15 protein-coding genes are annotated in these 17957 nt (G+C 70.7%); 11 read left to right on the top strand and 4 right to left on the bottom strand.

Annotated features, from left to right (window positions below):
- Positions 1–144 precede the first annotated feature (144 nt).
- Positions 145–1368 carry an MFS transporter gene (locus ACFXI3_RS39765; RefSeq protein ID WP_378406697.1) on the bottom strand — a complete coding sequence of 408 codons (1224 nt, stop codon included), beginning with the start codon at positions 1366–1368 and terminating at the stop codon, positions 145–147.
- Positions 1369–1476: 108 nt separating this feature from the next.
- Here ACFXI3_RS39765 and ACFXI3_RS39760 point away from each other — a divergent pair, with 108 nt between their 5' ends.
- The 3 genes from ACFXI3_RS39760 to ACFXI3_RS39750 all read left to right on the top strand — a co-directional run bounded on the left by ACFXI3_RS39760 (position 1477) and on the right by ACFXI3_RS39750 (position 3696).
- Complete coding sequence (locus ACFXI3_RS39760) at positions 1477–2382, top strand: LysR family transcriptional regulator (protein WP_378406695.1); 906 nt, start codon at positions 1477–1479, stop codon at positions 2380–2382.
- Between the two features lie 79 nt (positions 2383–2461).
- Positions 2462–2959: a peptide-methionine (S)-S-oxide reductase MsrA gene (gene msrA, locus ACFXI3_RS39755; RefSeq protein ID WP_344279255.1), complete on the top strand. Its 498-nt coding sequence runs from the start codon at positions 2462–2464 to the stop codon at positions 2957–2959.
- Between the two features lie 2 nt (positions 2960–2961).
- Positions 2962–3696, top strand: a complete 735-nt coding sequence (locus ACFXI3_RS39750) for a DUF427 domain-containing protein (RefSeq protein ID WP_378406693.1) — start codon at positions 2962–2964, stop codon at positions 3694–3696.
- Here ACFXI3_RS39750 and ACFXI3_RS39745 read toward each other — a convergent pair whose 3' ends face one another.
- Together ACFXI3_RS39745 and ACFXI3_RS39740 are read right to left on the bottom strand one after the other, a co-directional pair.
- Positions 3697–6516: a WS/DGAT domain-containing protein gene (locus ACFXI3_RS39745; protein ID WP_378406689.1), complete on the bottom strand. Its 2820-nt coding sequence runs from the start codon at positions 6514–6516 to the stop codon at positions 3697–3699.
- Between the two features lie 19 nt (positions 6517–6535).
- Positions 6536–7519: a DMT family transporter gene (locus ACFXI3_RS39740; RefSeq protein WP_378406687.1), complete on the bottom strand. Its 984-nt coding sequence runs from the start codon at positions 7517–7519 to the stop codon at positions 6536–6538.
- Positions 7520–7617: 98 nt separating this feature from the next.
- Here ACFXI3_RS39740 and ACFXI3_RS39735 point away from each other — a divergent pair, with 98 nt between their 5' ends.
- Positions 7618–8283, top strand: a complete 666-nt coding sequence (locus ACFXI3_RS39735; RefSeq protein ID WP_344279244.1) for a VC0807 family protein — start codon at positions 7618–7620, stop codon at positions 8281–8283.
- On the top strand, positions 8283–9032 hold the full coding sequence (locus tag ACFXI3_RS39730; RefSeq protein WP_378406685.1) for an SDR family NAD(P)-dependent oxidoreductase: 750 nt from the start codon (positions 8283–8285) through the stop codon (positions 9030–9032). Before ACFXI3_RS39735 ends, ACFXI3_RS39730 begins: the two co-directional genes overlap by 1 nt.
- 116 nt (positions 9033–9148) lie before the next feature.
- On the opposite strand, the gene ACFXI3_RS39725 is transcribed toward ACFXI3_RS39730, so the two are convergent.
- On the bottom strand, positions 9149–10345 hold the full coding sequence (locus ACFXI3_RS39725; protein ID WP_344279238.1) for a helix-turn-helix domain-containing protein: 1197 nt from the start codon (positions 10343–10345) through the stop codon (positions 9149–9151).
- A 151-nt stretch (positions 10346–10496) separates the two neighbouring features.
- Here ACFXI3_RS39725 and hpnC point away from each other — a divergent pair, with 151 nt between their 5' ends.
- The 6 genes from hpnC to ispH are packed head-to-tail and all read left to right on the top strand — an operon-like array spanning position 10497 to position 17955.
- The gene (gene hpnC, locus ACFXI3_RS39720; RefSeq protein WP_378406683.1) at positions 10497–11363 is read left to right on the top strand and encodes a squalene synthase HpnC; all 867 of its coding nucleotides are present in this window, start codon (positions 10497–10499) and stop codon (positions 11361–11363) included.
- Entirely contained in the window at positions 11360–12229 is an 870-nt protein-coding gene (hpnD, locus tag ACFXI3_RS39715) for a presqualene diphosphate synthase HpnD (RefSeq protein ID WP_378406681.1), read from the top strand. Before hpnC ends, hpnD begins: the two co-directional genes overlap by 4 nt.
- Complete coding sequence (hpnE, locus tag ACFXI3_RS39710) at positions 12226–13563, top strand: hydroxysqualene dehydroxylase HpnE (RefSeq protein ID WP_378406679.1); 1338 nt, start codon at positions 12226–12228, stop codon at positions 13561–13563. Before hpnD ends, hpnE begins: the two co-directional genes overlap by 4 nt.
- Positions 13560–14591, top strand: a complete 1032-nt coding sequence (locus tag ACFXI3_RS39705) for a polyprenyl synthetase family protein (protein ID WP_378406677.1) — start codon at positions 13560–13562, stop codon at positions 14589–14591. Before hpnE ends, ACFXI3_RS39705 begins: the two co-directional genes overlap by 4 nt.
- Positions 14591–16495, top strand: coding sequence for a squalene--hopene cyclase (gene shc / locus ACFXI3_RS39700; protein WP_378406675.1), 1905 nt, complete (start codon positions 14591–14593; stop codon positions 16493–16495). Before ACFXI3_RS39705 ends, shc begins: the two co-directional genes overlap by 1 nt.
- Positions 16492–17955: a 4-hydroxy-3-methylbut-2-enyl diphosphate reductase gene (gene ispH, locus ACFXI3_RS39695; RefSeq protein WP_378406673.1), complete on the top strand. Its 1464-nt coding sequence runs from the start codon at positions 16492–16494 to the stop codon at positions 17953–17955. The genes shc and ispH overlap by 4 nt, the downstream gene beginning before the upstream one ends.
- The last annotated feature ends 2 nt before the right edge of the window (positions 17956–17957 follow it).

The raw sequence follows: 17957 nt of genomic DNA, 5'->3' as shown, positions 1-17957 counted from the left end.
GCCGGCTCTCTTGGTCTAACCCCCCCCCCTCTGGGTACCCCTCACGCCCCCGGGCGGGCCGTGACGGCCTCCGTGAGGGAATCTGATTCCCTCAAGGAGCCCTTCACGGACTTCCCGCGGCCATGGACCGGCAGACCGTCCGGCTCAGGCCGTCCGCAGCACCCGCCACGCGGAGAACCCCAGCAGCACCAGCTCCGCCGCCGAAAACCCGACCAGCGCGAGAGGGCTCGGCACCCACAGCAGCGTCATGCCCACCAGCAGCACCGGCACCACCAGCCCGGCATAAGCCGCCAGGAAGATCCCCGCCAGCACCTCGCCCCGGGACATCGGATCGGCCAGCGCGGCCACCGTCCCGACCGAGGCGCGGAACCCGAGCCCCATCCCGCTCCCGGCGATCACCGATCCGGCGAAGAACAGAGCCAGCGACGGCAGCAACGCAGCCGCCGACAGCACCGCCAGCCCGACCGGCATCAGCACGAACCCCAGCCGCAGCTGCGCCCGCGACGCCATCGACGCGAAGACCACCTGCGACACCGCCGCCGCGCCCAGCATCGAGCCCGCGGCGACCCCGGCGAGCATCCGGTTGTGCTGGTGCAGCCCTTCGGCGAGCAGCGTCGGCGCGAGCGACATGAACAGCCCGGTGATCGCGAACGCGGCGAACACCCCGATCGCCGCGCCGACGAACGCCGGCCGCGCCCCGGCGGGCAGCGACACCCGCTGCGGCCGGTACGCCGGACGCTCCTCGCGCCGTTCGACGGTCTCCGGCACCAGGCACACCGCGAACGCCGCCACCAGCAGCACCACCAGGAACACGACGAACGTGCTGGTCAGCGGGCCGTCGATGTACTGCGCGAAAATGCCGCCGACGATCGGCCCGAGCCCGAGGCCGCCCATGTTCACCACGGTGGCGATCAGACCGGAGCGGCCGAGATCCTGGTCCGGGCGGGTCACCGCGCGCAGCTCCGACAGGTGCGCGGTGGCGGTGGCCGTCAGCGCGCCGATGCCCACGCCGCACACGAACCGCGCGATCAGCAGGCCCGGGACCTCAGGCCAGAGCAGGAACAGGACCGCGGACAGCGCCTCGGCGAGCGTCGACGCGAGGATCACGCGGCGGCGGCCGAGCCAGTCGCTGACGTGCCCGGCGAGGTAGAGGCTGGCCATCACACCGACCGCGTAGGCCGCGAAGATGACGGTGACCAGGAACGTCGGAAACCCGTCCCGCTGCTGGTAAATCGCGTACAGCGGGGTGGGCACGGTGGAGAACGCGAGGCACGCGGCGAACGCGAAAGCGATGACCCGGAACCCCCAGCCGTGGCTGACGCGCCAGCCGGCCGGGGCGGAGAAAGCGGGCGAAGCTGTGGTGACCATGTCGACCTTCCAAGCGGGAACCTACGTCTGAAACGATCCCCCGCCGCACTCATCAAGTCCAACGAAAAGTGTTGGTCAGAGTTATCTGGATCGGCGATAATTGAAACCATGGAGACGCGCCAGCTCGAGTTCTTCGTAGCGGTCGCCGAGGAGCTGAGCTTCACGCGGGCGGCGCAGCGGCTGTTCGCCACGCAGTCCACGGTCTCGGCGACGATCCGCGCGCTGGAGACCGACCTCGGCGCGACGCTCTTCGACCGGTCTACCCGCCGGGTCGCGCTGTCAACCGCGGGCGAGCTCTTCCTGCCCGAGGCGAAAGCGGCGCTGGAATCGGTGGAGCGGGCGCGCGAGGTGGTGCAGCAGGCGTCCGCCGGGCTGCGCGGAAGCCTCCGGATCGGCACGCTGACCAGCATGAACGCGTTCGACCTGCCGGTGCTGCTCGGCGCGTTCCACCGCAGGCATCCGCTGGTCGACCTGCATCTGAGGGTGTCGCTCACCGGCTCGTCCGGTCTCGCCGACGACGTCCGCCACAGCCGGCTCGACGTCGCGCTGCTCGGCCTTTCCCGGGCGGAACTCGGCGGCCTGGACGCGACGCAGCTGGCCAGCGTGCCGTATTACGCCGTGCTGCCGGACAGCCATCCGCTCGCCGAGCGCGAGTCGGTCACGCTGCCGGAACTGGACGGAGAACTGTTCGTCGACTGTCCGCGCGGCTTCGGGAACCGGCTGGCGGTCGACCGGGAATTCGCCGCGCTCGGGCTTTCGCGCCGGGTGGCCGCCGAGGTCGCCGATCTGCGGACCGTCCCACGCTACGTCGCCGCCGGGCTCGGCGTGGCGGTTCTGCCCGGCACCGCCCGGCTGACCATGCCGGGCGTCGTGTCGATCCCGCTCGCTGAGACCTCGCTGACCTGGCCGCTTACTGTCGTCGTCTCCGCGAAGCGCCCGCCGTCGCAGGCCCTGCGGACGCTGCTGGAACTGTTCGTCGCGGCTGCTGCGGAGGGAGATATTACGGAGTTCTGACCAGGCCCCGGGCGGCCGGAATAGCGACCGGTGCCGCAGCGTCATCCTGTACACGAAGTTGTCGACGGGAGAGAAGGAAATGACGGAAAAAGCGATCCTGGCCGGCGGGTGTTTCTGGGGCATGGAGGAGCTGTTCCGCCACCAACCCGGCGTGACCGCGACGCGTGTTGGGTACAGCGGCGGCGACGTCCCGAACGCCACCTACCGCAACCACGGCACCCACGCCGAAACCATCGAAGTCACCTACGACCCCGCCCGCACCGACTTCCGCGCCCTGCTGGAGTTCTTCTTCCAAGTCCACGACCCCAGCACCACAAACCGCCAAGGCAACGACATCGGCGCCAGCTACCGCTCCGCCATCTTCTACACCACCGACGAGCAAAAACAAATCGCCGAAGACACCATCGCCGACGTCGACGCCTCCGGCCTCTGGCCCGGCAAAGTCGTCACCGAAGTCACCCCCGCCGGCGACTTCTGGGAAGCCGAACCGGAACACCAGGACTACCTCCAGCGCTACCCGCACGGCTACACCTGCCACTTCCCGCGTCCTGGCTGGAAACTCCCGAAGCGCGGCTGACCATGACCGATTATCCAGCGGCAGCAGTCGAAACCGGACACGTGGAACCGGTCCCCCGGCGAGTGCGCGGAGTGCTCGCCGGGAAGACCATTGTGGACAGTACGCGGGCGAAATACGTCTGGGAATGGCCGTACTATCCGCAGTTCTACTTCCCGATCGACGACGTTCTCTTCGGCGCGCTCGTGCCCGAAGACGAGGCTCGACGGTACTCGCTCCGCGTCGGCGAGGTCGAAAAGCCTGCTGCCGCTTGGGTAAACGACACTGTCCTACCCGGACACATCCGGTTCGCCTGGGACGCTTTGGATGCCTGGTTCGAAGAAGACGAACAGGTTTTCGTCCACCCGCGCAACCCGTACACGCGGGTGGACGCTTTGCGCTCGACCCGGCACGTCCGGGTAGCGCTCAATGGCGTGACTTTGGCGGAATCGTCGTCCCCGGTGCTGCTGTTCGAAACCGGCCTCCCGACGCGGTATTACTTCAACCGCACCGAAGTCGATTTCACGCATCTCGTCGCCGAGCCGGACATGGTCACCGCCTGCCCGTACAAGGGCGAGACGTCCGGCTACTGGTCCGTCCGCGCCGGCGACATCCTGCACGAGCACCTCGCCTGGACGTATGCCTACCCGGCCGCGGCAGTCCAGCCGATCGCCGGATTGGTGGCGTTCTACAACGAGATGGTGGACATCGAAGTAGACGGCGAACTTCTCCCCCGCCCACGCACGCACTTCTCGCAGTGACTACAACCGGCCGAACGCCTCCACGACCGCTGCCGCCAGCCGATCGCCGCGCTCCGCTTGTCCGGCAGGCACCGTGACACAGACGGTGAACCGGTCCGCCCACGTCATGATGCCGACCGCCACCGGAACGTCCGGCGCCAGCGACAAGACCGGGTACACCGTGCGGACGAGCGCACCGTTGAGCACCACCGGCGACCGTGCGCCGGGAAGCACGGAGGCGATCACGCTGAACCACGTGCCGCGGTAGACGAGCTTCGCCGCCCGGCGGTGCAGCGCCGGCGGCAAAATCCCGAGGACGCGCACGACCGCGTTGCCCGCACGGGGCGCGCCGTGACCGACCTGGTCGGACAGCATCCGGTCGGTCGCCCGCACCCGTTCGGAGAGCGACATCGCGCCGGTCGGCAGGTCGACCGACGCCGCGCCGGTGTGGTTGCCGAGCTGACGGAACGTCCCGGTGTCGCGGACCGACATCGGGATCAGCACCCGAAGCTGCTCCGGAGCGGTCCCGCCCAGCTCGCGATGCAAGGCCTCGGCGACGAGCGCGAGGACGAGGTTGGTCGTCGGCACCGCCGCCCGCCGCGCGGCTTTCCGGACCTCGGGGGCGGAGAGGTGCGCCCGCGCGAAATGCCGCTGGGGGCCGTCGATCTGTTTGTCCCACCGGACCCGGGGCGCGGCGCCGGCTCGGGCGAGTGCCCAGATACCGCGAGTGAGATCGGCGGCTTGGTTGCGAGTTTTGCTGCTTGAGCGGGGTTTCGGGCGCGCGGGCTCGGCGATGCCGGAACCCCCGGCCGATCCCGCTGGCCGATCAAGTCCGTGCCACACCGGGCTCGCCACGCGGGCGAACACTTCGCGCACTGGTGCCGCCAGCCCGGCAAGCCGCGCCCGCACCGCACTCCGCCCGGGTTGAGACCTGGTGCGCCCCAATGTGGCATTGGGTGCTCCATCCATGCCCCCGCCAGCACCCTCAACGGAGGCGCTGCGCGCCGCTGGCTCCCTCAATGCACCCAATGTGGCATTCGGTGCGCGAGACGCACCCAATGTGGCGTTCGGTGCGCGAGACGCACCCAATGTGGCGTTCGGTGCGCGAGACGCACCCAATGTGGCGTTCGGTGCTCCATCCATGCCCCCGCCACCACCCTCAACGGAGGCGCTGCGCGCCGCTGGCTCCTTCAATGCACCCAATGTGGCATTGGGGCGGCTCCACCAGCCCCTCCGCCGAGACCGAGGCACCGCCACCGGCACCAGCGGTTCCTTCCCCCGCGCCTGCCCCACCAGCGCGCTGATCACCGCGATCCCGTCGCTGGCCGCGTGGTGCAGCGCGATCAGCAACGCCCCCTGCTCCCCCTCGATCCCCGTCACCAGCCGCGCCCGCACCGGACGCTCCGGCGACACCGGTTCCGAGAAGAACGCGTCCATCTCCCGCGTCAAAGCCGATTCCAACGGCTCCTCCGGCCCGACCCGCACCGACGTCAGCACATCCGAAGACGTCCGGCCCGGATCCTCCTGCCAGCGCGCCCGCCACAGCCCGCTGCCGGGCAGTAATCGCGTCCGCAAGCCGGGGGTCGCCGCCAGCAGATGCTCAGCGTCCGCGTGTGTGACCGGCGTGCCGTCCGCCTTGGGGTCGAACAGCAGCACCGCGCCGACCTGCTGCGGCACTTCCGGAGTGGCCACGTGCACGAACAGCGCGTCCTCCGGCCGGAGCCGTTGAGTCGGCGGGTTCAGCGGCGCGGAAGCCAGCGATTCCAGCGCGGTCTCCAACGGGGTGGCGGTCTCGCAATGCCGGGCGACAGCTTCCGCCATCTCCTTGAGGCGTTCCGGTTCAGCCAAGAGACCCCGCACGGTCTCCGCCAGCTCACCGTCCTTTGTGGACACCAGAGCGAGCCCGGCCGCGGCCATCAGCCGGGCGTTCGCCTTGCCGTGCGCGGCGATCGGGCGATGCATCAGCACCGGACGTCCGCAGGCGAGCGCTTCCAGCGACGTCGCGCCGCCCGCGTTGGTCACGACGACGTCCGCCGCCAGCGTGTACAGCTCCGGCTGGTCCGTCCACCCGACCACGCGCAGCCGCGGTTCGTCCAGCGCTCGCAGCCGGGCGGCTGCCGCGTCGTTGCGTCCGCAGATCGCGATCGGCACGACCGACGGGTCCGCGGCGAGCAATTCCCGCACCGTCGTCTCGATTTCGCCGAAACCCAGCGACCCGCACGAAACGAGCGGGACGAACGCGTCCGGCGGCAGCTCCAGTTCGTGACGCGCCGCCGTCTGGTCGCCGGGGCGGAACACCGCGCGCACCGGCGGCGCGGACACCCCGACGTGCGCCGAGGGCGACGAGCGCAGCGCGGGGGCGACCGCGACGTCGTGCATCACCATGGTGAGATCGGCCGCGCCGTAAACCCAGAACGGATGCGGCGCGAAGTCCGAAACCCACGCACCGATCGGCACGGAGAGCTTTCCCTTGCGGCGCAGCCACGCCAGGCCCGCGGTGCCCATCGGATACGTCGAGAGCACCAGGTCCGGCGCGAATTCGGCGACCGGTTTCGCGAGCCGCGCCCCGCACCAGGAAGCGGTGAACCACCGGGAGGCGGCGGCGAACCACGGAATCCGCCAGATCGCGCCGTAAAAGAATTCGTAAAGCCACGGGACGCTTTCCACATTGGCGACGTAAATCCGCTGGAAAAGCCCCTCGAAACCGGGACCGAGCCGTTCGAGGGCGTTGAGCCACGAAACAGTCGCGTCCGGCCAGCGCTCGCGCACTGCGTCCTCGAGCGCGCGTCCCGTGGCGTTGTGCCCCTGCCCCATGTTCGCGGACACGATCAGCACGCGCACCAGCGCTTCCCCCTTTTCGCTAGCAGGCGGTCCCGGCGAGGCCGTACCCGTCGTCCGGGTCCGAATCAGGCCGTTCGCCGGGCTCGTCCGGCGCGGTTTCCCCTTCGGCGGGCGGCATTTCCGATTCCGCCGACAAATGCGACGCGCGCGTGGACAGCAGCGCGATCCCGACCACGATCACCAGCCCGGCCAGCGCCTCGCCGAACAGCGCGAGCGGCCTCCCGTCGGCCGATTCGCCCATCCACGACAGCCCGATCGCGACGCCGACCAGCGGATCCAGCGCGGTGATCACGGCGAGCGCCGGCGTCAGGAACCGGCCCTGCTGGAACGTGTTCTGGCTCAACAGGAATCCCAGCGGCCCCACCACGCACACCAGATACAGCGTCCAGTGCCGGAACGGTTCGTCGATCCCGGCGCGGAACTGGCCCGCGACCACCTTCATCAATCCGGCGGTGAGGCCGTACAGCACGCCGGTGGCGACCGCGAGCCCGAGCACCCGCCAAGATCCGGAATTCGTTGACGCGGCAACAACAAGCGAGACCAGCGTCACCGCCGCGAGCGCGATGCCGAGCGGCAGCAGCGCGCCCCCGCTCACGAGCGTCTCGCTGTTGCCGCTGGGCCGGGCGACGACGAGGAACGCGGCCAGCCCGGCCACGCACAGCAGGCCGCCGACGCTCATCGTGCGGTCCGGGCGGCGGCGCTCCAGCCGCGCGGACGCGAGCCCGGCGAACATGAGCGACGTCACGAGCAGCGGCTGGACCAGCAGCAACGGCCCGAAAGCGAGCGCGACGAGCTGCAGGACGAGACCCAGGATGGTCGCGGCGATCCCGATGAGCCACAATGGGCGTCCGACGAGCCGCTTGAAGAGCGTCAGGTCGAGCGGTTTGCCGGTTTCCACTTCTTTGGTCGCCCTGGCCTGCGCTGCGCTCGCGAGTCCCATGCACGCCGCGCCGGCGACGGCGGCGGGGACAGCCACGACCAGCGACATCCCCGTAACTGTCACGGACTCTTCACCTCACACCGTCCCCATCCGCCGTGCTTATGCTCAAGCCTTGTCCGAGGCCGAGTCGCCCGGTTGGCACCGGAGGCAGCAGAACCCGCATGCGACACCCCCATACGATCGACCTCCCCTCGTTCCGCAACCTCGTCGTGGGCGGGGGCCGGCACCTGCTCGAGTCGACGCTGGTCCCGGCCGGCCTGTTCTATCTCCTGCTGACCCTGGTGAGCTTCGACAGCGGGGTCATCGCCGCGCTCTGCTGGTCGGTCGCCGTGATCGGCGCCCGGCTGGCGCTGCGCAAGAAGATTCCCGCCGTGCTGCTGCTGACCACGGCTCTGCTGGTCGCGCGCACTGTGCTGGGCCTGGTCACCGGCAGCGCTTTCCTGTACTTCCTCCAGCCGACTCTACAGAATTTCCTCGTCGCCGGCCTGTTCCTGATCTCCGCGCCGTTCAACAAACCGCTTCTCGCGCGGCTGGCCGGCGATTTCTGCGCATTCCCCGAAACGCTGTCCGGACACCCCGGAATGCGAAGGTTCTTCCAGCGCGTGTCGGTGCTGTGGGGGCTCGTGTTCGCGGTGAACGGCGGCGTGACGCTGCTGATGCTCGCGCGGGAAACCGTCGGCAGCTTCCTCATGGCGAGCACCGCCGGCTCGTACTCGCTCATCGGGCTGGCCATCGCCGGTTCGCTGTGGTGGTTCCGGCGTTCGCTGCGCTCGGCGGGCATCACGCTGCGCATGGGCCACCGGCCGGCCGCGCTGCCCGCCGCCTGATGGCCCGTACCGCACTCGTCACCGGCGCGTCGTCCGGCATCGGCGCCGCCACCGCGCGGCAACTCGCCCGCTCCGGCGTCCACGTGCTGCTGCACGGCCGGAACGAGGAGCGGCTGGCCGCCCTCGCCAAGGAAACCGACGGCACCGCGCTCGCCGCCGACCTCGCGAACCCTGGCGCCGCGGCGGAACTCGCCGAACGCGCGCTGGCGATCACCGGATCGGTGGATCTGCTCGTCAACAACGCGGGTCTCGGCTGGGCCGGTCCCCTGCCGGACCTGTCCGCGGAAAGGCTGCGGCACCTGGTCGCGGTGAACCTGACCGCGCCGCTCGACCTGACCCGCGCGCTGCTGCCCGCGATGCTGGAACGCGACCGCGGGCAGATCGTTTTCGTCTCGTCGATCGCCGGACGCACCGGTGTCGCCGGAGAAGCGGTGTACGCCGCGGCGAAGTCCGGTGTGGACGCTTTCGCCGACAGTCTCCGATTCGAGTTGCACGGCACCGGAGTAACGGTCGGAATCGTAGTTCCCGGTGTGGTGCGCACAGAATTCTTCGAGCGGCGCGGCCGTCCGTACACCCGCAGCACGCCCCGTCCGGTGAGCGCCGAACGCGTGGCCGCCGCCGTCGTGCGCGCCGCCGCGCATCCGGGTGACTACTACGTGCCGCGTTGGCTGCGCATCCCCGTCGCGCTGCGCGGCGCGGCGCCCGGCCTGTACCGCACGCTCGCGGCACGCTTCGGCGCCGAAAGCTGACACGCACACCTCCTCCCCCGCGTACCTCGTGAGCGGCGATGCCGGTTCTAACCGGTGTCGCCACTCACGAGACCCAAGCACGTCCCCTGCCCTGCCGCATCAGGGAATCTCCCCCATCAAGCATTCTCGTCCACTTCTCCAGGCGGCCCCCAGGCCAGCGCGAGCACGAGCGTCGCGCGCACGGCCGGGTCGTCCAGCGAGGGCCCGAACAGGTCGTGCAGGCGGCCGAGCCGGTACGACACCGTCTGCGGGTGAATGTGCAGATCCTCCGCGACGGCCTTGCGGTCGCCCAGATGCAGCAACCACGAGGTAAGCGTGGTGGACAGGCGTTCCCGCGCGGATTCGTTCAGCTCGTCAAGCGGGGCAAGGGCTTGTCTTCGCAGCACGTCGAGCAGCCGGTCGTCGCGGTGCACGATGATCGCGTCGAGATGCTCGTCGGCGAACACCGGATCGTCGCTGAGCAGGTGGTCGCGGCGCAATCGCGCGGTCACCTCGGCGATGCGCAGGCTTGCCGGGAGCCGGTCGAGCGGCACCGTCGCGCCGACCACCGCGCCCCCGCCGCGCAGCGCGCGAGCCAGCCACGCCCGCCTGCCGGGACCGCCGGGGTCCGGCACGATCGCCACGACCACGCCAGGACGGCGCAGCCGCAGGCAGCTGTCTTCCAGGCGGAACACCAATTCCCGGCCCAGCTCGTTGTCGTCCTCCACCAGCACGACCGCCGCGTGCTTCGGCAGCCGCCACTCCGCGCGCAACGCCGCGGCGCGCACCGCGGCCTTGTCCGCGCGATCGGACAGCAGCAACGCGGTCAGTTCGTCGCGCAGCCGTTCCCGCGCGCGCACGGCGTCTGATTGTTCCTGCAGATACCCGCGCAGCGACGACTCCGAAAGCTGGTCCACCAGAGCGAACACGGTGGTGGCGAGCGAGGCGAACAATTCGGCGGGCACGTCGAGATCGAGCGCCGCTTCCGAAACGTGCCGCCACGCCACGCGCGCGCCCACCCGATAGGCGGACAACAGGCTCGTGACGCGCCTTCCCTGCTGATACTGCGTGCGCCCGATTTCCTCGAACACCGCCTGTTCGACGCCGGACCCCAGCTCCGGCAGCCGCTTCTCCGGTTCGGCCGCCATGTCGATCAGCCGCCGGACGAACCCCGCGCTGGCGGCGACGAGGTCGGCCAGTTCTTCGGTCAGGAACTCCGCGTAGTCGGGATGCTCGTCCGCGAGCTGGTCGCGGACCTCGTTGAGCATGGCGGGCAGCCGGCGGGTCACCACCGTCTCCAGTTCGTCAAGCCGGGTCACCTGATCTGGTCCCATGTGTCCGGGAGTCCTTCCGTCGCAGGCAGCGGTCCTCGGGTCGCTTCGGGACATCCTGTCCCCACTTTGGCCTCTCGTGCCAAGTCGAAGCCAGCGAAATTCGTCTTCCGGCGGCAGAAGCCGCCCGACCGGGGGCGCGACACTGGCGGGGATGAGATCGACCTCGGCAGTCCGTCACGCTCCGGATACGTCTGGCCTGCGAGCGAAACGGCGCGCGGAAAACTTCCCGGTGGCCCTGCGGGTGCTGCCGGAAAAGCTGCGCGCCGACCTTGTCGCGGTCTATTCCGTCGCGCGCACTGTGGACGATCTGGGCGACGAGGCCGAGGGCGACCGGGTCGCGCAGCTCAAAACTTTCTCGGCCGAACTGTCCGCGGCGTTCGGCAACGGGGAACCGGAAGATCCCGCTGTCCGTGGACTTCTCCCGGCGATCCGCGCCGGACGGCTGACCGAGGAACCCTTCCAGCGGCTCGTCCAGGCGAACATCCAGGACCAGCGAGTGCGCCGTTATCCGGTGTTCGCGGACTTGCTGGCGTACTGCCAGCTTTCCGCGGACCCGGTCGGGCGCATCGTGCTCGACCTGCTCGGAGTGGACGATCCGGAGGCGGCGGTGCTGTCCGACCGGATCTGCACCGGACTCCAGCTCGTGGAGCACTGGCAGGACGTCGGCGAGGACTACCGCAACGGGAGGGTCTACCTGCCGCAGGAAGATCTCGCCGAGTTCGGCGTGGCCGAGGAGGAACTGGGTGCCGCGCACGCGTCGCCGGAGATGAAAGCGCTGATGCGGTGGGAAACCGGCCGCGCCGCCGCCCTGCTGGGCGGCGGCGCGGATTTGCTGGGGCGCCTGTCCGGCTGGGGGCGGTTCGCGGTGAGCGGCTTCCTGGCCGGCGGGCTCGCGACGGTCGACGCGCTGCACGCGAGCGGCGGCGACGTGCTGTCCGCACCGGTCCGGCCGAGCCGGGCCGGACTGCTGAGTTGGCTGGGGTGGCTGCAAGTCGGCACGAGGAGGCGGTCCGGATGACGGCGACGGGCACAGTGGACGAGGCCTACGCGCACTGCGCGACGGTCACCAAAGAACAGGCGCGCAACTTCTACTACGGAATCCGGTTGCTGCCGCCGGACAAACGCGCGGCGCTGTGCGCGGTGTACGCGCTGGCCCGGATCATCGACGACATCGGCGACGACACCGCCGCGTCCGCCGAGGCGAAGCTGCAGGGCCTCGCCGGGGTGCGGAAATCGCTCGGCGACCTGTCCGCGACCGCCGATCCGGTGTACGTCGCGGTCGCCGACGCGGCGCGCCGGTACCCGATTCCGCTGGGCGCGTTCGAGGAATTGCTCGACGGCGTCGAGATGGACGTGACCGGGCGCGAGTACGTGCGGTTCGAGGAGCTGGTCGAGTACTGCCGCTGTGTCGCGGGCTCGGTCGGGCGGCTGTGTCTCGGCGTGTTCGGCAGCCGTCCGGAGCCGAACGCGCCGGTGTACGCCGACGAGCTGGGGATTGCCTTGCAGCAGACCAATATCCTCCGCGACATCCGCGAGGACCTGCTCAACGGCCGGGTGTATCTGCCCAAAGAGGACCTCGACCGCTTCGGCGTCGAGCTGTCCGTCGGCCCGGACGGGAAGCTGGCCGACCCCGAAGGCGGGCTGACCGCGCTGATCCGCGACAGCGCCGCGCGGGCCCGCGGCTGGTACTCCCGCGGTCTTCGCCTCGTGCCCTCTTTGGACGGTCGCAGCGCCGCGTGCTGCACCGCGATGTCCGGCATCTACCGCACCCTGCTGGACCGGATCGACGAGCAGCCCGCGCGCGTGTTCGACCGGCGGCTTTCGTTGTCCGGCCGGGAAAAGGCGGTGGTGGCGTTCCGGGCGCTGACCGGGATCGGCCGATGACCGCCCCGGTCGCGGTGGTCGGCGGCGGGCTCGCGGGCATCGCCGCCGCGCTCGCCTGCGCCGACGCCGGACGGCCGGTGACGCTGTTCGAAGCGCGGCCGCAGCTGGGCGGGCTGACGCATTCGTTCACCCGGGGCGAGCTGCGAGTCGACAATGGACAGCACGTGTTCCTCCGCTGCTGCACGGCTTATCGCGCACTGCTCGACCGGCTCGGCGTCGCCGATCGGGTGACGCTGCAGCCGCGGCTGGAGATTCCGATCCGCCTGCCGGGCGCGACCGAGCCGACCTGGCTGCGGCGCGACGACCTGCCCGCGCCGCTGCACCTGGCCAGTTCGCTGCTGCGGTACGAGCCGCTGCGCCCGCTCGACCGGGCGCGGTTCGCGCTCGCCGCGCTCGCGTTGCGCCGGGTGGACCCGAAGTCCGACCGCACGGATCGCCAGTCCTTCGGGGAATGGCTGCGCCGCCACGGGCAGAGCGCGGCGGCGATCGAAGCGTTGTGGGATCTGGTCGGCGTGGCAACGCTGAACGCGACGGCCGACGACGCGTCGCTCAGCCTCGCCGCGACGGTGTTCCAGGAGGGGCTGCTCACCGATCCGGCCGCCGCCGACATCGGCTGGTCGCTGGTGCCGTTGCGGGAACTGCACGGCGATCCGGCGCGCGACCGGCTGCTCGAAGCCGGGGCGGACGTCCGGGTCGGCACGAAGGTGCGCGCGGTCGGCGAGGGCTGGCAGGTGAGCACCGACCGCGGCGAGGAAACGTTCAGCCAGGTCGTCCTGGCCACTCCCCCGCCGGTGACCGAACAGCTCGCGCCCGCCGGCGCGATCGGCCTGCCGCCGGGCTGGTCCGGCGGACTCGGCAGCTCGCCGATCGTGAACGTGCACGTGGTGCTCGACCGGAAGGTGCTCGGCGAACCGTTCGTCGCGGGCGTGCGCACGCCGGTGCAGTGGGTGTTCGACCGAACGCGGCAGTCCGGTTTGGACTCCGGGCAGTACCTCGCGATGTCGTTGTCCGCCGCCGACGCGGAAATCGACCTGCCCACCGCGAAACTGCGCGAGCGATTGCTGCCCGAACTGCTGTCCCTGCTCCCCGAAGCACGCGGCGCGCGGGTGCTCGACTTCTTCGTCACCCGCGAGCGGCACGCGACGTTCCGGCCCGGCCCCGGCACCGCCTCGCTGCGCCCGCCCGCGCGCACCGCCCTGCCCGGGCTGTACCTGGCGGGCGCGTGGACCGCGACCGGATGGCCCGCGACGATGGAGGGAGCCGCGCGCAGTGGTGCAGCTGCGGCCGCCGCCCTTCTTCAGCACAACGGCAAGAGGGAGGGAGTCGGAGCATGACAACCGAGGTATTTTCTACCGAGAGGACAACAACAGCGGCGCCGCCGGTGCTCGGCAGCGCGCGCGACGTCGTGCAGCCCGCGTTGCGCGCCGCCGTCGACCGGCTGGACGACACCAGCCGCGCGATCAGCGCCTACCACCTCGGCTGGACCGATCCGAACGGCGTGCCGGTGCAAGGCAACGGGGGCAAGGCCGTGCGTTCAGCGCTCGCCGTCGTGTCCGCGCAGGCCGCGGGTGCGCCGGCGGAGGTCGGGGTGCCCGGCGCGGTCGCGGTGGAACTGGTGCACAACTTCTCGCTCGTACACGACGACCTGATGGACGGCGACACCGAGCGCCGCCACCGGCCCACGGTGTGGGCGCTGTGGGGCGCGGCGAGCGCGATCCTGACCGGGGACGCGATGCTCGCGCTCGCCCAGGAAGTGGTGCTGGACAGCGGTTCCCCGCACGCCGTGCCCGCCGGTCGATTGCTCACCGAAACCACGCGACGGCTCATCCACGGCCAGTTCCTGGACGTCGCGTTCGAGCAGCGAGACGACGTCGCGCTCGCCGAATGCGTGACCATGGCCGCCGGGAAAACCGGCGCGCTGCTGTCCGCCAGCGCCGCGATCGGGGCGGTGCTCGCCGGCGCGCCCGCCGAGGTGGTCGACGCGCTGTCCGTGTTCGGCGAGGAGATCGGCCTGGCCTTCCAGCTCGTCGACGACGTGCTCGGGATCTGGGGCGACCCGGCGGTCACCGGGAAATCGGTGTACTCCGACCTGCGGGCGCGCAAGAAGTCGCTGCCGATCACCTACGCGACAACGCACGGCGGCGCGGCGGGCCGTCGGCTGGCCGAATGGCTGGCCGGGGACGACGACACCGACCTCGCGGGGATCGCCGCCCTGGTGGACGACGCGGGCGGCCGCGAATGGGCCGCCGCCGAGGCGACGCGGCACGTCGCCACCGCCGAGCAAGCACTGGCCGCCGTCCCGGCCGGCCCGCGCGCCGACCTCGTCTCCATCGCCCGCTTCATCGCCGGAAGGGAAGCGTGATGACCCAGACCGTCCCCCGGACGTCCGCACCCGCCGCCCGCACCGCCGCCGACACGGTCGACGCGGCGGTCGGGTTCCTCCGCCGCGAACAGGACCGCGCCGGATGGTGGAAGGGCGAACTCGCCACCAACGTCACGATGGACGCCGAAGACCTGCTGCTCCGGCATTTCCTCGGCATCCTCACCCCGCGGATCGCCGAGGAATCGGCCCGCTGGATCCGCTCGCAGCAGCGCGCGGACGGCACCTGGGCGAACTTCCCGGACGGCCCGGCCGACCTGTCCACCACCGTCGAGGCGTGGGTCGCGCTCCGGCTGGCCGGCGACCCGGCGGACGCGCCGTGGCTGGCCTCGGCCGCGGAGTACATCCGCGACCACGGCGGCATCGAGGCGACGCGGGTGTTCACCCGGATCTGGCTCGCCATGGTCGGCCAGTGGTCGTGGGACGAGCTGCCGAGCCTGCCGCCGGAGCTGATCTTCCTGCCGTCGTGGTTCCCGCTCAACGTCTACGACTTCGCCTGCTGGGCCCGGCAGACGGTCGTGCCGCTGACCATCGTCGGCACGCTGCGCCCGGTGCGGAAGCTGCCGTTCGACGTGAGCGAGCTGCGCACCGGCAAGCGTCCGCCCAAGACGCGCGCGCCGTGGACGTGGGACGGTGTGTTCCAGAACCTCGACACCGCGCTGCACGCGTACGCGAAACTGCCGCTCAACCCGGTGCGAAAGCTCGCCATGAAGCAAGCGGCGGAGTGGATCCTGGCGCGGCAGGAGGCCGACGGTTCGTGGGGCGGGATCCAGCCGCCGTGGGTGTACTCGATCCTCGCGCTGCACCTGCTCGGCTACCCGCTCGACCATCCCGCGCTCAAGGCCGGGATCGCCGGGCTGGACGGGTTCACCATCCGGGAGAAGACCGACCAGGGCTGGGTGCGGCGGCTCGAAGCGTGCCAGTCGCCGGTGTGGGACACCGCGCTGGCGATGACCGCCTTGCTCGACGCGGGCGTCTCCCCCGGCGACGAATCCCTGGTCCGCGCCGCGGATTGGATGCTGGGCGAGGAAATCCGGGTGTCCGGCGACTGGGCGGTGCGGCGGCCTTCGCTGCAGCCGGGCGGGTTCGCGTTCGAGTTCGCCAACGACGGCTACCCGGACACCGACGACACCGCCGAGGTCGTGCTCGCGCTGCGCCGGATGGGCAAGCCGGACCACCTGCGGATCCGCGAGGCGGTCGACCGGAGCGTGGCTTGGCTGGAGGGAATGCAGTCGAGCGACGGCGGGTGGGGTGCGTTCGACGCGGACAACACGCAGGTGCTGACGACTCGGCTGCCGTTCTGCGATTTCGGCGCGGTGATCGACCCGCCGTCGGCCGACGTGACCGCGCATGTGGTGGAAATGCTGGCGGCGGAAGGGAAAACCGACACTCGCGAATGTCGGCGCGGCGTGCGGTGGCTGCTGGACAACCAGGAGGACGACGGCTCGTGGTTCGGCCGCTGGGGCGCGAATTACGTGTACGGCACGGGTGCGGTGGTGCCCGCGTTGGTGGCCGCCGGGGTTCCCGGGACTGCACCGCGGATCCGGCGTGCGGTGAAGTGGCTGGCAGAGCACCAGAACGCCGACGGCGGCTGGGGCGAGGATCTGCGGTCGTACGACGATCGGGCGTGGGCCGGGCGCGGTGATTCGACACCGTCGCAGACCGCGTGGGCACTGCTGGCGCTGCTCGCCGCCGGGGAGCGGGAGTCCGAAGTGGTCACTCGGGGCGTCGAATGGCTGTGCGAACGGCAGCGTCCGGACGGCGGCTGGGACGAGGACAAGCACACCGGAACCGGGTTCCCGGGCGACTTTTACCTGTCATATCACCTGTACCGCGTGGTGTTCCCGCTGTCCGCGCTCGGCCGGTACGTCCGGGGCGGGTCATGACACCGGTCGTCTGCACTCCGTTGCGGATCGAGCAGGCCGCGTTGCGCGGCCTGCGGACGGTCCACATCGGACTCGGGCCTCGCCGGGCCGCCGCCGCTGCGGCCCGGCTCCCGTCCGGGCCGCGGATCGTGGCGGGGGTCGGCGGCGGGCTCGCGCCGGAGGTACGGCCGGGGGATGTCGTGGTCGCCACTGAGGTGCGCGGCCCCTCCGGCGTGGTGCCGGTGCCGTCCGCGCCGTTGCTGGCGGGTGCGTTGCGGCGGCTTGGGCTCACTGTCCATCTCGGACCGGTGGTCGGCAGTTCTCAGGTGGTGCGGGAGCGGGAACGGGCTTCGTTAGCGGCCAGTGGTGCGCTGGCGGTCGATATGGAGTCTGCGTGGCTCGCTGCCAGCGGTGAACCGTTCGCGGTGGTTCGGGCCATTGTGGACACTGTCGGAGCGCCGCTGCTTCATCCCTCGACGGTCGCGAATGGACTCGCTGGGCTGCGAAGTCTGCATCGGGCCGCCCCCGCGCTCATCGCGTGGGCTGACGCGGTGGGTCCGCGAACGGTTGTCCTGGCCAGCCCGCGTTCTTTCTGTGCCGGGGTGGAGCGGGCAATCGAGATCGTCGAGCGGGCGCTGGAGAAGCACGGTGCGCCGGTGTACGTGCGCCGTCAGATCGTGCACAACACCCACGTCGTGCACCAGCTGCAGGGACGCGGTGCGGTGTTCGTGGACGAGGTGGAGGAAGTTCCGGAAGGTTCGACGCTGGTCTTCGCCGCGCACGGAGTCTCCCCGGCGGTTCGGCGTGCCGCGGTCGATCGAGGACTGTCCGTTGTGGATGCGACGTGTCCGTTGGTGACCAAGGTGCACAACGAAGTTCGGCGCTACACCGGACGCGGCGAGACGGTCTTCCTCATTGGACACGCCGAGCACGAGGAAGTCGAAGGCACCGTTGGAGAAGCGCCGGACAACGTCGTGGTGGTCGGCGATGTCGCGGCCGCGCGGACGGTCACCGCGCGCGACCCGTCACGGACCGCCTACACCATGCAGACCACCTTGGCACTTGACGAAGCCGAGGAGATCGCGTCCGTGCTGCGCGAGCGATTCCCCAGCCTTTCCGCTCCGCGCAAGGACGACATCTGTTACGCCACCACGAACCGGCAGCAGGCCCTGCGCGCGATCGCGCACGAAGTGGACCTGGTCCTGGTGGTGGGTTCCGGAAATTCGTCCAACTCGCGTCGCCTGGTGGAAGTCTCCGAACGCGCGGGAACCCCGGCGGTACTCGTGGACGGCTGCGCCGACATCGACCTGCGCCTGCTCGCCGGAGCCGGGCGGATCGGGCTCACCGCGGGTGCGTCGGCGCCGCCGCATCTCGTGACCGAAACGGTCGAGGCTCTGCGCGGACTGGGACCAGTCAGCGTCGCGGAAAACCCGCTGACGGAGGAAGAAATGACGTTCACCCTACCTCGGGAGGTGCTCTGAGC

Source organism: Amycolatopsis sp. NPDC059235 (assembly GCF_042754125.1).
GTDB lineage: Bacteria > Actinomycetota > Actinomycetes > Mycobacteriales > Pseudonocardiaceae > Amycolatopsis > Amycolatopsis albidoflava.
This window is presented reverse-complemented; position numbering and strand designations above follow the sequence as displayed.

What these genes read in the sequence shown, in the direction of transcription:
- ACFXI3_RS39705 (WP_378406677.1), top strand. Translation starts at nt 13,560, where the DNA reads ATGACAACCGAGGTATTTTCTACCGAGAGGACAACAACAGCGGCGCCG.
- ACFXI3_RS39735 (WP_344279244.1), top strand. Translation starts at nt 7,618, where the DNA reads ATGCGACACCCCCATACGATCGACCTCCCCTCGTTCCGCAACCTCGTC.
- msrA (WP_344279255.1), top strand. Translation starts at nt 2,462, where the DNA reads ATGACGGAAAAAGCGATCCTGGCCGGCGGGTGTTTCTGGGGCATGGAG.
- ispH (WP_378406673.1), top strand. Translation starts at nt 16,492, where the DNA reads ATGACACCGGTCGTCTGCACTCCGTTGCGGATCGAGCAGGCCGCGTTG.
- ACFXI3_RS39765 (WP_378406697.1), bottom strand. Translation starts at nt 1,368, where the DNA reads ATGGTCACCACAGCTTCGCCCGCTTTCTCCGCCCCGGCCGGCTGGCGC.
- hpnE (WP_378406679.1), top strand. Translation starts at nt 12,226, where the DNA reads ATGACCGCCCCGGTCGCGGTGGTCGGCGGCGGGCTCGCGGGCATCGCC.
- shc (WP_378406675.1), top strand. Translation starts at nt 14,591, where the DNA reads ATGACCCAGACCGTCCCCCGGACGTCCGCACCCGCCGCCCGCACCGCC.
- hpnC (WP_378406683.1), top strand. Translation starts at nt 10,497, where the DNA reads ATGAGATCGACCTCGGCAGTCCGTCACGCTCCGGATACGTCTGGCCTG.
- ACFXI3_RS39725 (WP_344279238.1), bottom strand. Translation starts at nt 10,345, where the DNA reads ATGGGACCAGATCAGGTGACCCGGCTTGACGAACTGGAGACGGTGGTG.
- ACFXI3_RS39760 (WP_378406695.1), top strand. Translation starts at nt 1,477, where the DNA reads ATGGAGACGCGCCAGCTCGAGTTCTTCGTAGCGGTCGCCGAGGAGCTG.
- hpnD (WP_378406681.1), top strand. Translation starts at nt 11,360, where the DNA reads ATGACGGCGACGGGCACAGTGGACGAGGCCTACGCGCACTGCGCGACG.
- ACFXI3_RS39730 (WP_378406685.1), top strand. Translation starts at nt 8,283, where the DNA reads ATGGCCCGTACCGCACTCGTCACCGGCGCGTCGTCCGGCATCGGCGCC.
- ACFXI3_RS39750 (WP_378406693.1), top strand. Translation starts at nt 2,962, where the DNA reads ATGACCGATTATCCAGCGGCAGCAGTCGAAACCGGACACGTGGAACCG.